Source organism: Actinobacillus pleuropneumoniae (assembly GCF_003290385.1).
Lineage (GTDB): Bacteria > Pseudomonadota > Gammaproteobacteria > Enterobacterales > Pasteurellaceae > Actinobacillus > Actinobacillus lignieresii.
In genome coordinates, this window is the sequence record NZ_CP030753.1 from 60,678 (window position 1) to 80,939 (window position 20,262).

Annotated in this window: 14 protein-coding genes, 1 tRNA gene and 3 rRNA genes; 13 read left to right on the forward strand and 5 right to left on the reverse strand. The window is 42.7% G+C overall.

Annotated elements, in window-relative coordinates:
* Positions 1 to 8: 8 nt before the first annotated feature.
* A complete protein-coding gene (rph, locus tag DRF63_RS00275; protein ID WP_005595679.1) occupies positions 9 to 725 on the reverse strand; it encodes a ribonuclease PH in 717 nt (238 codons plus the stop codon).
* Between the two features lie 203 nt (positions 726 to 928).
* Here rph and DRF63_RS00280 point away from each other — a divergent pair, with 203 nt between their 5' ends.
* Together DRF63_RS00280 and ygfZ are read left to right on the forward strand one after the other, a co-directional pair.
* The gene (locus tag DRF63_RS00280; RefSeq protein ID WP_005595681.1) at positions 929 to 1,792 is read left to right on the forward strand and encodes a YicC/YloC family endoribonuclease; all 864 of its coding nucleotides are present in this window, start codon (positions 929 to 931) and stop codon (positions 1,790 to 1,792) included.
* Between the two features lie 8 nt (positions 1,793 to 1,800).
* Positions 1,801 to 2,688 carry a CAF17-like 4Fe-4S cluster assembly/insertion protein YgfZ gene (gene ygfZ / locus DRF63_RS00285; protein ID WP_043991687.1) on the forward strand — a complete coding sequence of 296 codons (888 nt, stop codon included), beginning with the start codon at positions 1,801 to 1,803 and terminating at the stop codon, positions 2,686 to 2,688.
* A gap of 49 nt (positions 2,689 to 2,737) precedes the next feature.
* Here ygfZ and DRF63_RS00290 read toward each other — a convergent pair whose 3' ends face one another.
* Complete coding sequence (locus tag DRF63_RS00290; RefSeq protein ID WP_005595684.1) at positions 2,738 to 2,998, reverse strand: YfhL family 4Fe-4S dicluster ferredoxin; 261 nt, start codon at positions 2,996 to 2,998, stop codon at positions 2,738 to 2,740.
* Between the two features lie 145 nt (positions 2,999 to 3,143).
* Positions 3,144 to 3,773, reverse strand: coding sequence for a response regulator (locus DRF63_RS00295; RefSeq protein WP_005595686.1), 630 nt, complete (start codon positions 3,771 to 3,773; stop codon positions 3,144 to 3,146).
* 203 nt (positions 3,774 to 3,976) lie between these two features.
* Here DRF63_RS00295 and rlmKL point away from each other — a divergent pair, with 203 nt between their 5' ends.
* Together rlmKL and trmL are read left to right on the forward strand one after the other, a co-directional pair.
* The gene (gene rlmKL / locus DRF63_RS00300; protein WP_005595689.1) at positions 3,977 to 6,115 is read left to right on the forward strand and encodes a bifunctional 23S rRNA (guanine(2069)-N(7))-methyltransferase RlmK/23S rRNA (guanine(2445)-N(2))-methyltransferase RlmL; all 2,139 of its coding nucleotides are present in this window, start codon (positions 3,977 to 3,979) and stop codon (positions 6,113 to 6,115) included.
* Between the two features lie 57 nt (positions 6,116 to 6,172).
* Positions 6,173 to 6,652 carry a tRNA (uridine(34)/cytosine(34)/5-carboxymethylaminomethyluridine(34)-2'-O)-methyltransferase TrmL gene (gene trmL / locus DRF63_RS00305; protein WP_005595690.1) on the forward strand — a complete coding sequence of 160 codons (480 nt, stop codon included), beginning with the start codon at positions 6,173 to 6,175 and terminating at the stop codon, positions 6,650 to 6,652.
* A gap of 139 nt (positions 6,653 to 6,791) precedes the next feature.
* Here the strand turns inward: trmL and tal are convergent, their stop codons facing one another.
* Complete coding sequence (gene tal / locus DRF63_RS00310; protein ID WP_005595691.1) at positions 6,792 to 7,739, reverse strand: transaldolase; 948 nt, start codon at positions 7,737 to 7,739, stop codon at positions 6,792 to 6,794.
* A 498-nt stretch (positions 7,740 to 8,237) separates the two neighbouring features.
* Between tal and DRF63_RS00320 the strand changes: the two genes are divergently transcribed.
* From DRF63_RS00320 to rrf, 4 genes are all read left to right on the forward strand, one after another.
* Positions 8,238 to 9,779 (forward strand): 16S ribosomal RNA (locus tag DRF63_RS00320).
* Between the two features lie 152 nt (positions 9,780 to 9,931).
* A tRNA-Glu gene (locus tag DRF63_RS00325) sits at positions 9,932 to 10,007 on the forward strand.
* 218 nt (positions 10,008 to 10,225) lie between these two features.
* Positions 10,226 to 13,127 (forward strand): 23S ribosomal RNA (locus tag DRF63_RS00330).
* 159 nt (positions 13,128 to 13,286) lie between these two features.
* A 5S ribosomal RNA gene (rrf, locus tag DRF63_RS00335) occupies positions 13,287 to 13,402 on the forward strand.
* The 16S, 23S and 5S rRNA genes sit together here with 1 tRNA gene alongside, the layout of an rRNA operon.
* 43 nt (positions 13,403 to 13,445) lie before the next feature.
* Here rrf and DRF63_RS11105 read toward each other — a convergent pair.
* The gene (locus tag DRF63_RS11105; RefSeq protein ID WP_157752166.1) at positions 13,446 to 13,595 is read right to left on the reverse strand and encodes a hypothetical protein; all 150 of its coding nucleotides are present in this window, start codon (positions 13,593 to 13,595) and stop codon (positions 13,446 to 13,448) included.
* A gap of 197 nt (positions 13,596 to 13,792) precedes the next feature.
* Between DRF63_RS11105 and DRF63_RS00340 the strand changes: the two genes are divergently transcribed.
* From DRF63_RS00340 to dppD, 5 genes are all read left to right on the forward strand, one after another.
* Positions 13,793 to 15,388 carry an ABC transporter substrate-binding protein gene (locus tag DRF63_RS00340; RefSeq protein ID WP_005595694.1) on the forward strand — a complete coding sequence of 532 codons (1,596 nt, stop codon included), beginning with the start codon at positions 13,793 to 13,795 and terminating at the stop codon, positions 15,386 to 15,388.
* Positions 15,389 to 15,555: 167 nt separating this feature from the next.
* The gene (locus DRF63_RS00345; RefSeq protein ID WP_005595695.1) at positions 15,556 to 17,157 is read left to right on the forward strand and encodes an ABC transporter substrate-binding protein; all 1,602 of its coding nucleotides are present in this window, start codon (positions 15,556 to 15,558) and stop codon (positions 17,155 to 17,157) included.
* 127 nt (positions 17,158 to 17,284) lie between these two features.
* A complete protein-coding gene (locus DRF63_RS00350; RefSeq protein ID WP_005595696.1) occupies positions 17,285 to 18,289 on the forward strand; it encodes an ABC transporter permease subunit in 1,005 nt (334 codons plus the stop codon).
* 77 nt (positions 18,290 to 18,366) lie between these two features.
* A complete protein-coding gene (locus DRF63_RS00355) occupies positions 18,367 to 19,257 on the forward strand; it encodes an ABC transporter permease subunit (protein ID WP_005595697.1) in 891 nt (296 codons plus the stop codon).
* 10 nt (positions 19,258 to 19,267) lie between these two features.
* A complete protein-coding gene (dppD, locus tag DRF63_RS00360) occupies positions 19,268 to 20,254 on the forward strand; it encodes a dipeptide ABC transporter ATP-binding protein (RefSeq protein ID WP_005595699.1) in 987 nt (328 codons plus the stop codon).
* The last annotated feature ends 8 nt before the right edge of the window (positions 20,255 to 20,262 follow it).

Genomic DNA, 20,262 nt, shown 5'->3' on the forward strand with positions numbered 1-20,262 from the left:
CGTTTAGTTTATAGGCCTAACGCTTTACGTTGAGCATCTAACAATTGATTAATGCCTTGATGAGCGAGATCGAGTAATTGTAACAATTCCATATGTGAGAACGGCTCGCCTTCCGCAGTGCCTTGCACTTCGACTAATCTGCCGTCTTCGACCATCACTACATTCATATCCGTTTCGGCATTTGAATCTTCGACATATTCCAAATCACATACCGCATTACCGTCCACGATACCGACGGAAATTGCCGCCACTAAACCTTTCATCGGATTTTCTTTCAGTACGCCGTCAGCGACTAATTTACTCATCGCATCGTGTAAAGCCACACACGCACCGGTAATTGCCGCCGTACGAGTACCGCCGTCCGCTTGAATCACATCACAATCAACCGTAACCGTACGTTCGCCAAGTGCTTTTAAATCGACTACTGCACGTAATGAGCGTGCGATAAGACGTTGAATTTCCATGGTTCTGCCGCCTTGTTTGCCTTTTGCCGCTTCACGTTGCATACGGCTGTGGGTTGAACGTGGCAACATACCGTATTCGGCGGTTACCCAGCCTTGCTGCTGACCTTTTAAAAAGCGAGGAACCGTTTCTTCCACGGTAGCATTACATAAAACTTTGGTTTCGCCGAATTCAACTAAAACGGAACCTTCCGCATAACGAGTATAGTGACGAGTAATTTTTACCGGACGAACTTGATTCAGTTCACGATTATTTGGGCGCATGATTTCTTCCTTTTATTAAAAAATTTTCGCCATTTTAACAAATAAAACAGTACAATGTGATTTTTATTGCCTCGGAAAATACGGAAATACACGGAAAGGTTTTTTGAAGGACTGCAAGCGGTTAAATTTTCCGAAAATTTTGCAAAAATCTTTCCGTGTTTTTCAGTGATATTCCGAGGTTAATTAACAAGAAGGAACACAAAATGATTTACAGTATGACCGCTTTCGCCCATTTAGAAATTAAAAAAGAGTGGGGTAATGCCGTGTGGGAAATCCGCTCGGTTAATCAACGTTTTTTAGAGACCTATTTTCGTTTACCGGAGCAATTCCGTAATTTAGAAATGACCTTACGCGAGCGTTTACGTGCGTCACTTACACGCGGAAAAGTAGAATGTAGTTTACGTATCGAATTAAGCGATAACCAAAATAGTGAATTGGCATTAAATAAAGCGTATGCGGAAAAGGTAATCAGCTCATTACAAACCTTGCGAGGCATTGCCGGTGAGGGTGAGATCAACTTAGTGGATATTTTACGTTATCCGGGCGTGGTGGATGCTCAAACACAAGATTTGGATCAAATCGGGCAAGACCTGTTAGCCGGTTTCGAACAAATTTTAGCGGACTTTATTGCGATGCGTGGTCGTGAAGGTGCAAACTTACAGGCATTAATCCAACAGCGTTTAGATACGATTGCCGAAATCGCAACCAAAGTACAAGCGCAAATGCCGGAAATTCTGCAATGGCAGAAAGATAAATTACAACAACGTTTTGACGAGCTGAATTTACAATTAGATCCGCAACGTTTAGAGCAAGAAATGGTGTTAACCGCACAGCGTGTGGATGTGGCGGAAGAATTAGACCGCTTGCAATTACACGTGAAAGAAACGACTAACGTCTTGAAAAAAGGCGGAGCGGTAGGTCGTAAATTGGACTTTATGATGCAAGAGCTAAATCGTGAATCCAATACGTTGGCATCAAAATCCATTAATGCGGACGTAACCAATTCAGCGGTTGAATTAAAAGTATTAATCGAACAAATGCGTGAGCAAATTCAGAATTTAGAGTAGGTGTTTTTATGACGTGTGAATGTAGCAAAATCAGTAATAGCCATCCAGATCTCTGCGTGCAACTTTCTCAGTATCGTTTAATTGAAATTGCAGGTGTGGATGCTGAGAAATATCTTCAAGGACAATTAACCTGTGATGTAGCGAAACTGGCAGAGGGTGAGCATACCTTAACCTGCCATTGTGATCCGAAAGGCAAAATAAGTGCGTTAATCCGTTTATATCGTCAAGCGGCAGATAAATTTATCGCCATGATTCATGCGGATTTATTACCGGAAGCGCTTAACCAACTAAAAAAATATGCGGTGTTTTCTAAAGTCACTTTCACTGAGCTGGATACACCGATTTATGGCGTAACAAGCGGTGAGATTTTGGCAAAACTTTGCGAAAATACGACCGCTTTAGTCATTCCGCAAGGGCAAAAACGTGCAATTGTTTGGGGTGAAACGCTAGAAACCAATGCCGATAGCCAATTGTGGGATTTAATCGATATTCAAGACGGCATTCCGATGTTACTAAAGGCGAATCAATTTGAATTGATTCCGCAGGCAACCAATTTACAAGCGGTCGAAAACGCGATTTCTTTTAGCAAAGGTTGCTATATCGGGCAAGAAACGGTAGCGCGTGCAAAATATCGTGGTGCGAATAAGCGTGCGATGTTTACGTTAGTCGGTAAATTTGATGGTGAGGTGAGTTTACCGGAGGTTGGCGGCTCGGTTGAAATGCAGCTCGGTGAAAATTGGCGTGCAACCGGCACAATCTTAAATAGCGTGGCATATCAAAATAAACTTTGGTTGCAAGTGGTAATGAATAATGATGTTGAAGCGGATAGCGCATTTAGAATCAACGGAGTTCCATTAGCAATTTGCGATTTGCCTTACAGCTTTAAAGACGCATAATAAAAAACGGAGAATGAATAGCCATTCTCCGTTTTTTTACATTTTATTTTTATATCTTATCCGGGTGATGAATCATCACAAATCTTTCCCATAACTCTTCTTGCGTTTCTTGATGTTCCGGATCCGGAGTAATACAGTTGGTAATCGGGCAAACTTTTTGACAGGTCGGCTTTTCATAATGTCCGACACATTCGGTACATAGCACCGGATCAATCACATACACATCATCGCCGATTGAAATCGCTTCATTCGGGCATTCGGGTAAGCACATATCACAGTTGGTACATTTGTGGGTAATCAGTAAAGCCATAAATTCAAACGTGTTCTAAAAAGTGAGCGATTATACAGATAAAGATAAAAATAGGAATGGATTTTACATAGACTTGCATAGTTAAGCGGTACAAGTAAGCGGTTAAATTTGCCACTTTTTTAGTAAATTTAACCGCTTGCTGGGATTAACCCTTTTGTTGCTCGAGATAAAGTACGGTAGCCGCGACACGAGAGTGAACGTTTAATTTACGTAATAAGTTACGAATATGTACTTTAACGGTTTCTTCCGAAATAAATAATTGGCTGGCAATCTGTTTATTCGACATACCGGTCGCAATCCATTGTAAAACATCACGCTCGCGATCAGTCAATACGCTTAACGGATCGTTCTCCGGACGGCGTTCTAATAGATGTTGTTTAACGCTTTCGCTTAATACGGTTTCGCCCTGTGCCGCCTTGCGAATATTTTCGACTAATTCTGCGGTATCGCTGTCTTTTAATAGATAGCCGTCCACACCGGCATCCATCAGGGCGAAAATATCGGACTGCTCATCCGAAACGGTTAATACGATAATACGACTATCAATACCGTGCTTTCTTAATGCACGTAATGTATCCAAACCGGAAATTCCTTTCATATTTAAATCTAAGATAATTAAATCAGGGTTTGTATCTAAGGCGATACTAATGCCGTCCGTGCCATTACTTGCTTCACCCACGATAACAAAGTTATCTTCTAATTCTAAAATTTGTCTAATTCCCTGACGCATTAAAGGATGATCGTCAATTAAAAGTATTTTATAAGCTTCGGTCATTGTTACCTCCAACGGAAATAGGAAAAATTGTGCTTGTTATATCTCACTAAAGCAAGTTACCCATTTTGGGTAATTCAACTAATTTTTGATCTGCACCAAGTTATTGTCCAGTTAAATTTCCGTTTGATTTGTAAAACTTTTCAACTATTAGACCGCTTGTTCCGCTATAATAATGTTAAATTTTAGCTAGAAGAACGATAACAATGACAACTCAAATAACTTATTTTGCTACAGCTGCTCGTGGCTTTGAAGAAATGTTAAAAACGGAACTGGAGCAGATCTGCCAAGCCGAGTGCAAAGTCGCACAAGGCGGAGTGCATTTTACGACAACTCAACGAGGGGCATATCAGGCGTTACTACACAGTCGTTTGGCTTCTCGTATCTTATTACCGTTGGTAACTACTAAAATTTTTAGTGATCTGGATTTATACGCCACGATCGTCGGTATCAACTGGGCGGAAATTTTTGATCCTCGCGATACTTTCTTTGTAGATTTCAACGGTACTAACAGAGAGATCCGCAACACGCAATTCGGAGCGATGCGAGTAAAAGACGGCGTAGTCGATTATTTTGAACGTAAAGGCTTTGCTCGCCCGACCGTAGACAAAGATCATGCGGATATTCGTATTCACGTTTATCTTGACCGAGAAAATATGGTGGTATCGCTTGATTTAAGCGGTGATGCGTTACATATGCGAGGCTACCGTGAAGACACAGGCAAAGCACCGTTACGTGAAACATTGGCGGCGGCGATAGTTCTTCGTTCCGGTTGGCAAAAAGGCACACCGTTGGTTGATCCGATGTGCGGTTCCGGTACCTTGTTGATTGAAGCTGCACAAATGCAAGCGGGTATCGCGCCGCAATTACACCGTAAACACTGGGGCTTTAATGCGTGGAAAGGACATCAACAAGCGGTTTGGAAAGAAGTGCTGGAACAAGCCTATTTGCAACAAAATGAAGAAATTCAACCGCTTTTCTTCGGCTTTGACCTTGATCATCGCGTACTGGCTAAAGCCAAACAGAATGCGAAAAATGCCGGTGTGGCACATTTAATTCAATGGCAACAAGGCGATATAGCGGCGTTAAAAAATCCTTGTCCTAACCAAGTCGGTACGGTGATTTGTAACCCGCCGTACGGTGAGCGTTTAGGTACGACACCGGCGCTGATTGCACTTTATTCGGTATTCGGACAACGTTTAAAACAACAATTCAGTGGTTGGAATGCCTCGATTTTTAGCGGTGAACCGGAATTATTGAACTGTTTACGTTTACGTTCTCACCGTCAATTCAAAGCGAAAAACGGCCCGTTAGACTGTTTACAAAAGAATTATCAAATTAGCGAACGCACAGCAGCAGAGCAGCAAGCTGATGAACTTAAATTTGAGCAAAATGCACAAGTTGCCCCCGACTTTGCGAACCGTTTAGCGAAGAATATTAAGAAAATTGAAAAATGGGCGAAGCAACAAGGTATTAATGCGTATCGTTTATATGATGCGGATTTACCGGAATATAATTTAGCGGTCGATCGCTATGATGATCATATTGTGGTACAAGAGTATGCCGCACCGAAAAACATTGACGAACAAAAAGCTCGCCAACGCTTACTAGATGCCGTGTCTGCAACCTTGTATGTAACGGGCGTGGAAACCAATAAGTTGGTATTAAAAGTACGTCAAAAGCAGAAAGGTACAAACCAATATGAGAAATTAGCCAATAAAGGTGATTATTTCTATGTCACCGAATACGGTGCAAAATTATGGGTGAATTTGACCGATTATCTTGATACCGGCTTATTCTTAGATCACCGTCTCACACGTAAGATGGTAGGGCAGATGGCAAAAGGTAAAACGTTCCTTAATCTTTTTGCTTACACCGGTTCAGCGACTATTCACGCCGCATTAAACGGTGCGAAATCAACCACCACGGTAGATATGTCAAATACTTACCTGAATTGGGCGGAACAAAATTTAGAGCTAAATAATTTACCACTGCGTAATAACCGCTTATTCCAAGCTGATTGCTTGCAGTGGTTGGCGGAATGTCGAGAACGCTTTGAGTTGATTTTCGTTGATCCGCCGACGTTCTCGAATTCAAAACGAATGGAAGACAGTTGGGACGTACAGCGTGATCATATTAAATTAATGACACAGCTTAAACGCATTTTAACGACGGACGGAACAATCGTATTCTCAAATAATAAGCGTGGCTTTAAAATGGATTTCGAAGGTTTAGCCGAATTAGGGTTACAAGCGGAAAATATTTCGCATAAAACATTACCGCTTGATTTTGAGCGTAATCCGCAAATTCATAACTGTTGGATCATTCGCCACATTGAAAATTAACAATCACGAAATACACGAAAAGTTTTGTGTATTCCGCCTATTGGATGGTAAATAAAAATGTTAGATATTGTTTTATATGAACCGGAAATTCCACAAAACAGCGGTAATATTATTCGCTTGTGTGCGAATTGCGGTTTTAGATTACATATGATTGAACCGTTAGGCTTTGCGTGGGATGACAAAAAACTACGTCGTTCAGGTTTGGATTACCACGAATTTGTCGATATTCAAAAATATAAGAATTTTGAAGATTTTCTAGAACGCGCCAAGCCAAAACGTCTATTTGCGCTGACAACTAAAGGCGAACCGAATCATAGTGAAGTGAGTTATGAATTAGGCGACTTCCTTATGTTTGGGCCGGAAAGCCGTGGTATCCCGATGACGATTTTGGATAATTTACCGATGTCGCAAAAAATCCGAGTGCCAATGTGTAAAGACAGCCGCAGTATGAATTTATCCAATACGGTGGCGGTTGTTGTATATGAAGCGTGGCGTCAATTTGGTTACCAAGGTTCTGTACCGAGACAGCCAATTTAGCTTAGTGCCATCAAATTACAAGCGGTTAATTTTCCTTAAGAATTTACAAATTATTCTGAGAAATTGACCGCTTGCTTACCTAGTAGCATAAAAAAATCCCAAGCCTCAGCTTGGGATTTTTGTTTCAATAATTCAGTAATTAAAGTTTAGCGGCAAGCATTGCTTCTAATTTCTCAATATCTACTGCAAATTTACGGATACCTTCCGCTAATTTTTCAACAGCCATTGGGTCTTGGTTATGTTGCCAGTAGAATTCCGCTTCTGTTAATGGTGCCGGACGAGTTTTCACTTCACCTTTATATTCTAATTTACGAACAAGAGGGGCATTGCTTTCAGCAAGTTCTTTTAATAATGGCGGAGCAATGGTTAAACGGTCACAGCCTGCGATTTCGGTAATTTCACCTACGTTACGGAAACTTGCGCCCATAACCACAGTTTGATAGCCGTACTGTTTGTAGTAGTTATAGATATTTGTAACAGAAATTACCCCCGGATCTTCTGCCGGTGCATATTCTTTTTTCTCTGCTGCTTTATACCAGTCTAAGATACGACCAACAAACGGAGAGATTAAGTAAACGCCTGCTTCCGCACACGCACGAGCTTGCGCTTGAGAGAATAATAAGGTTAAGTTACAGTTGATACCTTCTTTCTCTAGCACTTCCGCCGCACGGATACCTTGCCAAGTTGAAGCGATTTTAATAAGAATACGATCATTACTAATGCCAGCGTCATTATAAAGTTTCATAATTTGGCGAGCTTTCTCAATTGTTGCTTTCGTATCGTAAGAAAGGCGAGCATCAACTTCCGTAGAAATACGTCCCGGTACGATTTTAAGAATTTCTAAACCAATATTCACGGCTAACTTATCTTCCGCATCAATAAGTTGCTGGGCTTTATCATCACTTCTTGCTTTAGCATAAGCTACTGCATCATCAATTAATGAAGCGTATTGCGGTAATGCAGACGCACTTAAAATTAAAGACGGGTTAGTAGTTGCATCTTGCGGTTGATATTGTTTGATCGCTTCAATGTCACCAGTGTCTGCAACAACAACGGTCATTTCACGTAAAGCATCTAATTGGCTCATAAAAGGTTCCTCTTTATATATAATAGATGAATAAGGATAATGGCATATATAATACCAGTAACTACCGGAAAAAGTACGAATAATTTTGTGAGGAAGATCACAAAATCAGATATGCACTCAAAAGTTATCATGAAATTACTCAAAAATGTTCTTGTTTTACTCAATTTGAATAAATGTTATGCAAAGAGTCAGTTTTTCTAAATTTTTTTGCAAAAAGAACTTGCAAGGAATTTAGATTTCTCTATAATGCATCCCACACAACGACGCACTGTTGTGAACGAGAAGTAAATGCGGTGCGTCGTTCTTTTTTGTTCTTTAACAACTTATCAGACAATCTGTGTGGGCACTTGTTGATTGACTTGATTTAAAAAATATTTTTAATTTTGAAGTCTTAATAAGTGCTTAAACTAGAAATTCATATTTTTCAGTTTTCTTAACGTTGAGTTAGGAAAGCGAAGTGAACTTAGCTAAGCAGAATATTGAGCGATTAAACTTTTTGAATTGAAGAGTTTGATCATGGCTCAGATTGAACGCTGGCGGCAGGCTTAACACATGCAAGTCGAACGGTAACGGGAAGGGAGCTTGCTTTCTTTGCCGACGAGTGGCGGACGGGTGAGTAATGCTTGGGAATCTGGCTTATGGAGGGGGATAACTACGGGAAACTGTAGCTAATACCGCGTAATATCTATGGATTAAAGGGTGGGACTTTCGGGCCACCTGCCATAAGATGAGCCCAAGTGGGATTAGGTAGTTGGTTAGGTAAAGGCTGACCAAGCCGACGATCTCTAGCTGGTCTGAGAGGATGACCAGCCACACTGGAACTGAGACACGGTCCAGACTCCTACGGGAGGCAGCAGTGGGGAATATTGCACAATGGGGGGAACCCTGATGCAGCCATGCCGCGTGAATGAAGAAGGCCTTCGGGTTGTAAAGTTCTTTCGGTAGCGAGGAAGGTATCAAATTTAATAGATTTGGTAATTGACGTTAACTACAGAAGAAGCACCGGCTAACTCCGTGCCAGCAGCCGCGGTAATACGGAGGGTGCGAGCGTTAATCGGAATAACTGGGCGTAAAGGGCACGCAGGCGGTTGATTAAGTGAGATGTGAAAGCCCCGGGCTTAACCTGGGAATTGCATTTCATACTGGTCAACTAGAGTACTTTAGGGAGGGGTAGAATTCCACGTGTAGCGGTGAAATGCGTAGAGATGTGGAGGAATACCGAAGGCGAAGGCAGCCCCTTGGGAATGTACTGACGCTCATGTGCGAAAGCGTGGGGAGCAAACAGGATTAGATACCCTGGTAGTCCACGCTGTAAACGCTGTCGATTTGGGGATTGGGCTTTAAGTCTGGTGCCCGAAGCTAACGTGATAAATCGACCGCCTGGGGAGTACGGCCGCAAGGTTAAAACTCAAATGAATTGACGGGGGCCCGCACAAGCGGTGGAGCATGTGGTTTAATTCGATGCAACGCGAAGAACCTTACCTACTCTTGACATCCATGGAATCTTATAGAGATACGAGAGTGCCTTCGGGAACCATGAGACAGGTGCTGCATGGCTGTCGTCAGCTCGTGTTGTGAAATGTTGGGTTAAGTCCCGCAACGAGCGCAACCCTTATCCTTTGTTGCCAGCGATTAGGTCGGGAACTCAAAGGAGACTGCCGGTGATAAACCGGAGGAAGGTGGGGATGACGTCAAGTCATCATGGCCCTTACGAGTAGGGCTACACACGTGCTACAATGGCGTATACAGAGGGAAGCAAGATGGCGACATGGAGCAAATCTCACAAAGTACGTCTAAGTCCGGATTGGAGTCTGCAACTCGACTCCATGAAGTCGGAATCGCTAGTAATCGCAAATCAGAATGTTGCGGTGAATACGTTCCCGGGCCTTGTACACACCGCCCGTCACACCATGGGAGTGGGTTGTACCAGAAGTAGATAGCTTAACCGAAAGGGGGGCGTTTACCACGGTATGATTCATGACTGGGGTGAAGTCGTAACAAGGTAACCGTAGGGGAACCTGCGGTTGGATCACCTCCTTACCAGAAATTGAGCGACTGCAAGTGTTCACACAGATTGTTTGATGAATGAATGAGCGTTTAGGTTAAACGAGTCGGAAAGCGATTGAAAAACGGCACGATTTAACGTAAAATATTGCGCTCAAATGGCAAAGCGGAGAGCATCTTTAAATGTTGTCCCCATCGTCTAGAGGCCTAGGACATCGCCCTTTCACGGCGGTAACCGGGGTTCGAATCCCCGTGGGGACGCCATTTAAAGATGACTTTTGTTGTCTGAATTGTTCTTTAAAAAATTGGAAACAAGCTGAAAACTGAGAGATTTTCGAAAGAAAGTCTGAGTAGTAAAAGATAAGTAATTATCTTGAAAATCTTAGCTGAACAAAAGCAGCTAAGTGTTTAGTTGAATAAAGTATCGCGTTGAATGCGTTCAAATAAAATTTGAAAATATTTGAAAACATTTGAGGTTGTATAGTTAAGTGACTAAGCGTACACGGTGGATGCCTTGGCAATCAGAGGCGAAGAAGGACGTGCTAATCTGCGAAAAGCTTGGATGAGTTGATAAGAAGCGTTTAATCCAAGATATCCGAATGGGGAAACCCAGTAGATGAAGAATCTACTATTATTAAGTGAATACATAGCTTAATAAGGCAAACCGGGAGAACTGAAACATCTAAGTACCCCGAGGAAAAGAAATCAACCGAGATTCTGTAAGTAGCGGCGAGCGAAAGCGGAAGAGCCTGTTAGTGATAATGGTTTTGTTAGGAGAATGAGCTGGGAAGCTCAATCGTAGAGGGTGATAATCCCGTATCCGAAAACATTATTATGGTACTAAGCTAACGACAAGTAGGGCGGGACACGAGAAATCCTGTTTGAAGATGGGGGGACCATCCTCCAAGGCTAAATACTCCTGATTGACCGATAGTGAACCAGTACTGTGAAGGAAAGGCGAAAAGAACCCCAGTGAGGGGAGTGAAATAGAACCTGAAACCGTGTACGTACAAGCAGTGGGAGCAAGAGAAATCTTGTGACTGCGTACCTTTTGTATAATGGGTCAGCGACTTATATTTTGTAGCGAGGTTAACTGAATAAGGGAGCCGAAGGGAAACCGAGTCTTAACTGGGCGATTGAGTTGCAAGGTATAGACCCGAAACCCGGTGATCTAGCCATGGGCAGGTTGAAGATTGGGTAACACTAATTGGAGGACCGAACCGACTAATGTTGAAAAATTAGCGGATGACTTGTGGCTGGGGGTGAAAGGCCAATCAAACCGGGAGATAGCTGGTTCTCCCCGAAATCTATTTAGGTAGAGCCTTGAGCGGACACCTTCGGGGGTAGAGCACTGTTTCGGCTAGGGGTCCATCCCGGATTACCAACCCGATGCAAACTGCGAATACCGAAGAGTGATACTCAGGAGACACACGGCGGGTGCTAACGTCCGTCGTGGAGAGGGAAACAACCCAGACCGCCAGCTAAGGTCCCAAAGTACTAGTTAAGTGGGAAACGAAGTGGGAAGGCTTAGACAGCTAGGATGTTGGCTTAGAAGCAGCCATCATTTAAAGAAAGCGTAATAGCTCACTAGTCGAGTCGGCCTGCGCGGAAGATGTAACGGGGCTAAAACTAGTCACCGAAGCTGCGGCATCAATGGAAACATTGTTGGGTAGGGGAGCGTTCTGTAAGCGGACGAAGGTGAATCGAGAGGTTTGCTGGACGTATCAGAAGTGCGAATGCTGACATAAGTAACGATAAAACGAGTGAAAAACTCGTTCGCCGGAAGACCAAGGGTTCCTGTCCAACGTTAATCGGGGCAGGGTGAGTCGGCCCCTAAGGCGAGGCTGAAAAGCGTAGTCGATGGGAAACGGGTTAATATTCCCGTACTTGGTATAACTGCGATGTGGGGACGGAGAAGGTTAGGTTATCGCACTGTTGGATGTGCGTTTAAGCCGGTAGGTGGGTGTTTTAGGCAAATCCGGAACACCATTCAACACCGAGAAGTGATGACGAGGTTCTACGGAACTGAAGTAACCGATACCACGCTTCCAGGAAAAGCCACTAAGCTTCAGGTTATACTAAACCGTACTATAAACCGACACAGGTGGTCAGGTAGAGAATACTCAGGCGCTTGAGAGAACTCGGGTGAAGGAACTAGGCAAAATAGCACCGTAACTTCGGGAGAAGGTGCGCCGGCGTAGATTGTAGTGATTTACTCACGAAGGTTGAACCGGTCGAAGATACCAGCTGGCTGCAACTGTTTATTAAAAACACAGCACTCTGCAAACACGAAAGTGGACGTATAGGGTGTGATGCCTGCCCGGTGCTGGAAGGTTAATTGATGGTGTTATCGAAAGAGAAGCTCCTGATCGAAGCCCCAGTAAACGGCGGCCGTAACTATAACGGTCCTAAGGTAGCGAAATTCCTTGTCGGGTAAGTTCCGACCTGCACGAATGGCATAATGATGGCCAGGCTGTCTCCACCCGAGACTCAGTGAAATTGAAATCGCCGTGAAGATGCGGTGTACCCGCGGCTAGACGGAAAGACCCCGTGAACCTTTACTATAGCTTGACACTGAACATTGAATTTTGATGTGTAGGATAGGTGGGAGCCTTTGAAGATGACACGCCAGTGTTGTTGGAGGCGTCCTTGAAATACCACCCTTTAACGTTTGATGTTCTAACGAAGATTGCGGAACGCGGTCTCGGACAGTGTCTGGTGGGTAGTTTGACTGGGGCGGTCTCCTCCCAAAGCGTAACGGAGGAGCACGAAGGTTTGCTAATCACGGTCGGACATCGTGAGGTTAGTGCAATGGTATAAGCAAGCTTAACTGCGAGACGGACAAGTCGAGCAGGTGCGAAAGCAGGTCATAGTGATCCGGTGGTTCTGAATGGAAGGGCCATCGCTCAACGGATAAAAGGTACTCCGGGGATAACAGGCTGATACCGCCCAAGAGTTCATATCGACGGCGGTGTTTGGCACCTCGATGTCGGCTCATCACATCCTGGGGCTGAAGTAGGTCCCAAGGGTATGGCTGTTCGCCATTTAAAGTGGTACGCGAGCTGGGTTTAGAACGTCGTGAGACAGTTCGGTCCCTATCTGCCGTGGGCGTTGGAGAATTGAGAGGGGCTGCTCCTAGTACGAGAGGACCGGAGTGGACGCATCACTGGTGTACCAGTTGTCTCGCCAGAGGCACTGCTGGGTAGCTACATGCGGAAGAGATAAGTGCTGAAAGCATCTAAGCACGAAACTTGCCTTAAGATGAGTTCTCCCAGTCTATAAGACTGTAAGGGTTGTTGGAGACTACGACGTAGATAGGTGTGGTGTGTAAGCGTAGTGATACGTTGAGCTAACACATACTAATTGCCCGAGAGGCTTAACTATACAACGCTCAAGTGTTTTTGGGCGTGAAGCGAAGTTAAATGCTAACAAGAACTAAAGAAGACAAAAAACGAAAAAATCAGTGACGGCTTGTTTCGAATTTAAGAAGAAAAGAACAAAGGGAAAGACAGATAAAGAAGACGAAAGACATCAACAGAATATTCTGGCGACCAGAGTGCTGTGGCTCTACCTGACTCCATTCCGAACTCAGAAGTAAAACGCAGTAACGCCGATGGTAGTGTGGGGTTTCCCCATGTGAGAGTAGGGCATCGCCAGATTGAATTTAGCGCGAAAGCGAAAACGAAGCAAGAAACCCTGTGGTTAGCGATAACTACGGGGTTTTTGCTTTTTTACAACAGACAATAGTGTTGTTTTATCCTCAGCCTTATTCTCAACCTTATCCTTATCTTTACTTTCATTTTCTCCTTTCTTTTTTCCTTTTTGCTTCTTTCTTCTCCAAACAGCTTTCACCTCCGTAATTTGCAAAACAACAAGGGAATTTGACCGCTTGTTCGGGAAATATTAAAAAATTTATCTCGGATAAGAATATAGAAGGTTTTAGCGTTTTTTATAATTACCTTACGATTGAACGTTGCAATATGAAATAGGGCTGATAATATGTAAATTATTGGATAGAAATAATTTATAACACAGCGTCAGGATATTTCATGCAAAAATATTTTTCCTTATCAGCACTTGCATTAGTGTTGTTTTCTAATACTGTATTTGCTTCCCCTAAAACTTTTACCTATTGTATCGAATCTTCCCCAGCCTTTTTAAATCCGCAAATTGGTACAGACGGCGCGACCTTAGATGTGGCACAAGCGTTATATAACCGTTTAATTGATTTTGAACCGGGTACAACTAATCTTGTTCCTTCCTTAGCTGAAAAATGGGATATTTCTGCGGACGGGAAAACTTATACCTTTTATTTACGTAAAGGCGTTAAATTTCATAAAAATAAAGAATTTACGCCATCCCGCAATTTCAATGCCGATGATGTGCTATTCGTCTTTAATCGCCAATTAAATAAATACAATTATTTCCATAATGTTTCGGGCGGTAACTACGAGTTTTTCTTAGGTATGGATATGCCTAATATCATTGAAAAAGTCGAGAAAGTGGATACTTACGTGGTTAAATTCCACTTAAAAGTGCCGAATGCACCGTTTTTAGCAAATCTTGCAATGGATTTCGCTTCGATTTCATCTTCAGAGTATGCAGATCAAATGTTAAAAGCCGGTACGCCGGAAAAAGTGGATACCGCACCGATTGGTACCGGACCGTTTGAGTTCGCCGGTTTACAAAAAGATGCTTATGTACGTTTTAAAGCATTTGATGATTATTGGCAGGGTAGAGCAAAATTAGACCGCTTAGTCTTTAGTGTGACGCCGGATGCGACTGTTCGTTATGCCAAATTGCAGAAAAATGAATGTCAGGCAATGCCTTATCCGAATCCGGCAGATATTGCTCAGATGAAAGCTGATACTAATTTACAGGTATTAGAAAAATCTGGACTAAATATCGGCTACATTACTTTTAATTTGGATAAGAAGCCGTTGGATAATCAAAAGGTTCGCCAAGCACTCAATTATGCGGTAAATAAGCAAGCGATTTTAGAATCGGTTTATCAAGGTACAGGATCAGCTGCGAAAAATCCGATGCCACCGACAATTTGGGGCTATAACGATGAAGTTCAGGATTATGAATATAATCCTGAGAAAGCGAAAGCATTATTAAAAGAAGCTGGATTGGAAAACGGTTTTGATACGGAATTATGGGCAATGCCGGTTTCCCGTCCTTATAATCCGAATGCACGCCGTATGGCTGAAATGGTTCAAGAAGATTGGAAGCAAATCGGGGTGAATGCCAAAATTGTGAGTTTTGAATGGGGGGAATATCTCAAACGAATGGAACAAGGCGAACATTCAACCGGTATGATGGGGTGGACAGGCGACAATGGCGATCCGGATAACTTCTTAAATACATTATTAAGTTGTAATGCGGTAAAACAAGGTTCGAATTATGCCCATTTTTGCGATCAATCTTATAATGATTTAGTGACGCAAGCGGCGCAAGAATCGGATAAAGCAAAACGAGAAGCACTTTATAAACAGGCACAAGTGATTTTTAAACAACAAGCACCTTGGCTTCCTATTGCACATTCGACGACTTATTTCCCAATGCGTAAAGAAGTAAAAGGTTATACGGTTAGCCCTTTTTTATCACATAACTTTTATCGGGTCGAGTTAGAAAATAACTAATAGAGTATAGTAAATATGATAAGCGGTCTAGATTTTGCGGAAATTTGCAAATTTTCGTTGAATTTAGACCGCTTTTTACTGAAAAAGTATTGAACTTCATCGAAAAACTTGTATATTCAAAGAAAACATAAAAAATAATAATCCTAAACACAACACCGGAGTATTCAATGAAAAAACTTACAAAACTCTCGCTTCTCTCATTAGCTATAGCGGCTTCAAGTTCCGCTTTAGCTGCCCCAAAAACATTTGTTTACTGCTTAGAAGCCTCACCGACTTACTTAAATCCGCAATTTGCTACAGACGGCGGTACGCTTGATGCAACCAGCCAAGCGATTTTTAATCGTTTAGTTGATTTTGCTAAAGGAGAAACAACAGTTATACCTTCTTTAGCGGAAAAATGGGATGTGTCGGAAGACGGCAAAAGTTATACCTTTTATTTACGTAAAGGGGTGAAATTCCATTCGACTAAAGATTTTAAACCGAGTCGTGATTTTAATGCGGACGATGTTTTGTTCTCATTCAATCGTCAATTAGATCCGAATCATCCGTATCATAAAATATCCGGTGGTAACTATGAATATTTTATCGGTATGGATATGGGCAACATTATTCAAAATGTTGAGAAAGTGGATGATTATACGGTTAAAATTAATCTAAAAGTTCCGAATGCACCATTCTTAGCAAATATTGCGATGGATTTTGCTTCGATTTTCTCTGCAGAATATGCGGATAAATTATTGAAAGCGGGAACGCCTGAAAAATTAGATCAAAATCCTATCGGCACCGGTCCATTCCAATTTGTCGATTACCAAAAGGATGCTCAGATTCGTTACAAAGGCTTTGATCAATATTGGGCCGGCAAGCCGGCGATTGATCGCTTAGTCTTTGCAATTACACCGGATGCTTCGGTGCGTATGGCGAAATTACAAAAAGGCGAATGTCATGCAGCACCTTACCCGAATCCGGCTGATCTGGAAGCATTGAAAAAAGATCCGAATATCAATTTAATGACCAAACCGGGTTTAAATATCGGTTATTTACATTTCAATACGCAGAAAAAACCGTTTGATGATGTGAAAGTGCGTCAAGCGTTAAATCATGCAATTAACAAAGATGCGATTATTCAGTCGGTTTATCAAGGTTCCGGTGAAAAAGCGAAAAATCCGATTCCACCGACAATGTGGAGTTATAACGATGCAGTGAAGGATTATGACTATAATCCGGAAAAAGCCAAAGCCCTGTTAAAAGAAGCCGGACTTGAAAAAGGTTTTGATACTGAAGTGTGGGCAATGCCGGTTTCTCGTCCGTATAATCCGAACGCACGTCGTATGGCGGAGCTTATCCAAGAAGATTGGAAAAAAGTGGGTGTGAATGCCAAAATCGTGAGTTACGAATGGGGTGAATATCTCAATCGTATGCGTGACGGCGAACATACAACCGGTATGATGGGCTGGAACGGTGATAACGGTGATCCGGATAACTTCCTAAATACCTTATTAAGTTGTGCGGCGGTAAAACAAGGTTCTAACTATGCAAAATTCTGTCATAAAGATTTTGATAAGCTAATGACCGATGCGGTTCAAACAACTGATAAAGCAAAACGTACCGAGCTTTATAAACAAGCGCAAGTACTTTTCAAAGAACAAGCACCATGGGTAACCATTGCTCACTCAACCACTTATTTCCCTGTTCGTAAGGAAGTAAAAAGTTATGTGATCAGCCCATTTAGCTTACATAATTTCTACGGTGTTGATTTAGAGGCAAAATAAGTTCTCTTATTAACCATTGAAAAGCACGGCAGAGAGTTATCGGCTATTTGTAAAAAATTCGCTGAATTTTACCGCTTAATGCCGTGTTTTTCATATTTTCCGTGGTTCAAATAACGAGTATTACCTAATGTTTTCATTTATTCTTAAACGTCTTTTGATGGTTATCCCAACCTTTTTGGCGATAACGTTAATTACTTTTGCCTTAGTGCATTTAATTCCGGGCGATCCGATTGAAATTCGGATGGGGGAACGAGGTCTAGATCCGGCGGTTCACGCTCAGATGATGGCTCAGCTTGGTTTAGATTTACCCTTACCTGAACAATATTTTAATTATATTAAGGGAATCTTTCAGGGCGATCTCGGCAATTCATTCCGTAATAACGAACCGGTGTTAAAAGAATTTTTTACCCTATTCCCGGCAACGGTTGAATTAGCCTTCTTTGCATTATTATGGTCGCTCGTATTTGGGATTTTCCTTGGCGTAATTGCCGCAGTGAAGAAAGATTCTTGGATTTCCCATACGGTTACTACTTTATCTTTAACCGGCTATTCGATGCCGATTTTCTGGTGGGGTCTAATCTTAATTCTCTATTTTTCCACACCGCTGGGCTTACCGGCTTCAGGGCGTTTGCCTTCCGAATATTGGATTGAAGCGGAAACCGGCTTTATGCTGTATGACACTTGGGTTTCAGATGAGCCGGGAGCATTTATCGCTGCAATTAAATCGCTAATTTTACCTTCGATCGTATTAGGTACTATTCCGTTGGCGGTGGTAACTCGTATGACTCGCTCTTCAATGTTGGAAGTGTTAGGCGAAGATTATATTCGTACCGCAAAAGCAAAAGGTTTGAATACTACCCGTATTGTGATTGTCCATGCGTTACGTAATGCTTTGATTCCGGTAGTTACCGTTGTGGGATTAATTGTGGGGCAGTTACTTTCCGGTGCGGTACTTACCGAAAATATTTTCTCGTGGCCGGGTATCGGTAAATGGATTATTGATGCGATTAATGCGCGTGACTATCCGGTTTTACAAGGTTCGGTATTAATTATTGCAACGATTATTATTTTAGTGAACTTAACCGTTGATTTAATTTATGGTGTTGTTAACCCAAGAATTCGACATCACTAAGCCTATTTTTCAGCTTTTACAAGCGGTTAAATTTACGCAACATTTTGCAAAATGATTTGAATGGAGTGAGATACATAATGTCTTCAACAACCCTTTCGGCACCGGCTCCGAAGACACCTTTACAAGAGTTTTGGTATTACTTTTGCCAAAACCGTGGTGCGGTTATCGGGCTTGCCTTTATTACTCTTGTCTTTTTTGCTGCAGTATTTGCAGGTTGGGTCGCACCTTTTGACCCGATTGAGCAAAACCGTAGTGCCTTATTACTGCCTCCGGCGTGGATGGAGGGTGGTAATTCCACTTATTTGTTAGGAACCGATGATATTGGGCGTGATATTCTTTCTCGCATTATCTACGGTGCGCGTTTATCGGTATTTATCGGTTTGGTAATTGTGATTTTATCTTGCGTATTCGGCGTGATTTTAGGCTTACTTGCCGGCTATTACGGTGGTGTGATTGATATCGTGATTATGCGTTTTGTCGATATTATGTTGGCAATTCCGAGCCTACTTCTCACCATTGGTGTGGTTACGATTTTAGGCCCTTCTTTGATTAATGCGGCGATTGCGATTGCGATTGTTTCGATTCCAAGCTATGTGCGTTTAACTCGTGCTTCGGTGATGAGCGAAAAAAATCGTGATTATGTAGTCGCGAGTCGAGTTGCCGGTGCCGGTGTATTACGTTTAATGTTTATTGTGATTTTACCGAACTGTCTGGCACCGTTAATCGTACAAATGACGATGGGTATTTCCAATGCGATTTTAGAACTTGCCGCACTTGGCTTCTTAGGAATAGGTGCGCAGCCGCCGACACCAGAATTAGGTACAATGTTGGCGGAATCTCGTGGCTTTATGCAATCGGCGAACTGGTTGGTAACCATTCCGGGGCTTGCGATTTTATCGCTTGTATTAGCGTTTAACTTAATGGGTGACGGCTTACGTGATGCGCTCGATCCGAAACTGAAACAATAAGGAGAGCAAGATGGCTTTATTAACGGTAGATCAGCTTTCTGTCCATTTCGGTGATGAGAAAGCGCCCTTCAAAGCGGTAGATCGTATTAGTTATACGATAAACGAAGGCGAAGTGTTAGGCATTGTCGGTGAATCCGGATCGGGTAAGTCGGTTAGCTCGTTAGCGATTATGGGCTTAATTGACTTCCCCGGTCGTGTGGCGGCAAACTCGCTTGAGTTTAACGGCAATAATTTATTAGCGTTAAAACCGAAAGAAAAGCAAAAAATTGTCGGTGCGGACGTGTCGATGATTTTCCAAGATGCAATGACCAGTCTTAACCCGAGTTATACGGTCGGGTTCCAAATTATGGAAGCGTTGAAAGTGCATCAAGGCGGTTCAAAAGCGGCTCGTCGTGAACGTGCGATTGAATTATTGACGATGGTCGGTATTCCGGATCCGCAATCTCGTTTAGAGGTGTATCCGCATCAGCTTTCGGGCGGTATGAGCCAGCGTGTGATGATCGCAATGGCGATTGCGTGCAATCCGAAATTATTGATTGCGGACGAACCGACCACCGCATTAGACGTAACGATTCAAGCTCAAATTATTGATTTATTGTTGGAATTACAACGTAAAGAAAATATGGCGTTGATTCTGATTACCCATGATTTAGCGTTAGTAGCGGAATCGGCACATCGTATTATCGTGATGTATGCAGGGCAAGTGGTGGAAGAAGGTAAAGCGGAATTAATCTTTAAAGCACCGCTTCACCCCTATACGCAAGCGTTGCTGGAAGCGTTGCCGGAGTTTGCCGAAGGTAAATCTCGTTTGCAATCGCTACCCGGAGTGGTTCCCGGCAGATACGACCGACCGCAAGGCTGTTTGCTGAATCCTCGCTGTCCGTATGCAACGGATAAATGCCGAACCAGCGAACCTGAATTACGTGTTTTAAACGGTCGCCAAGTGAAATGCCATTTCCCGTTAGATGAAAATGGCGTACCGACTACCCAACAATAACGGAGAAG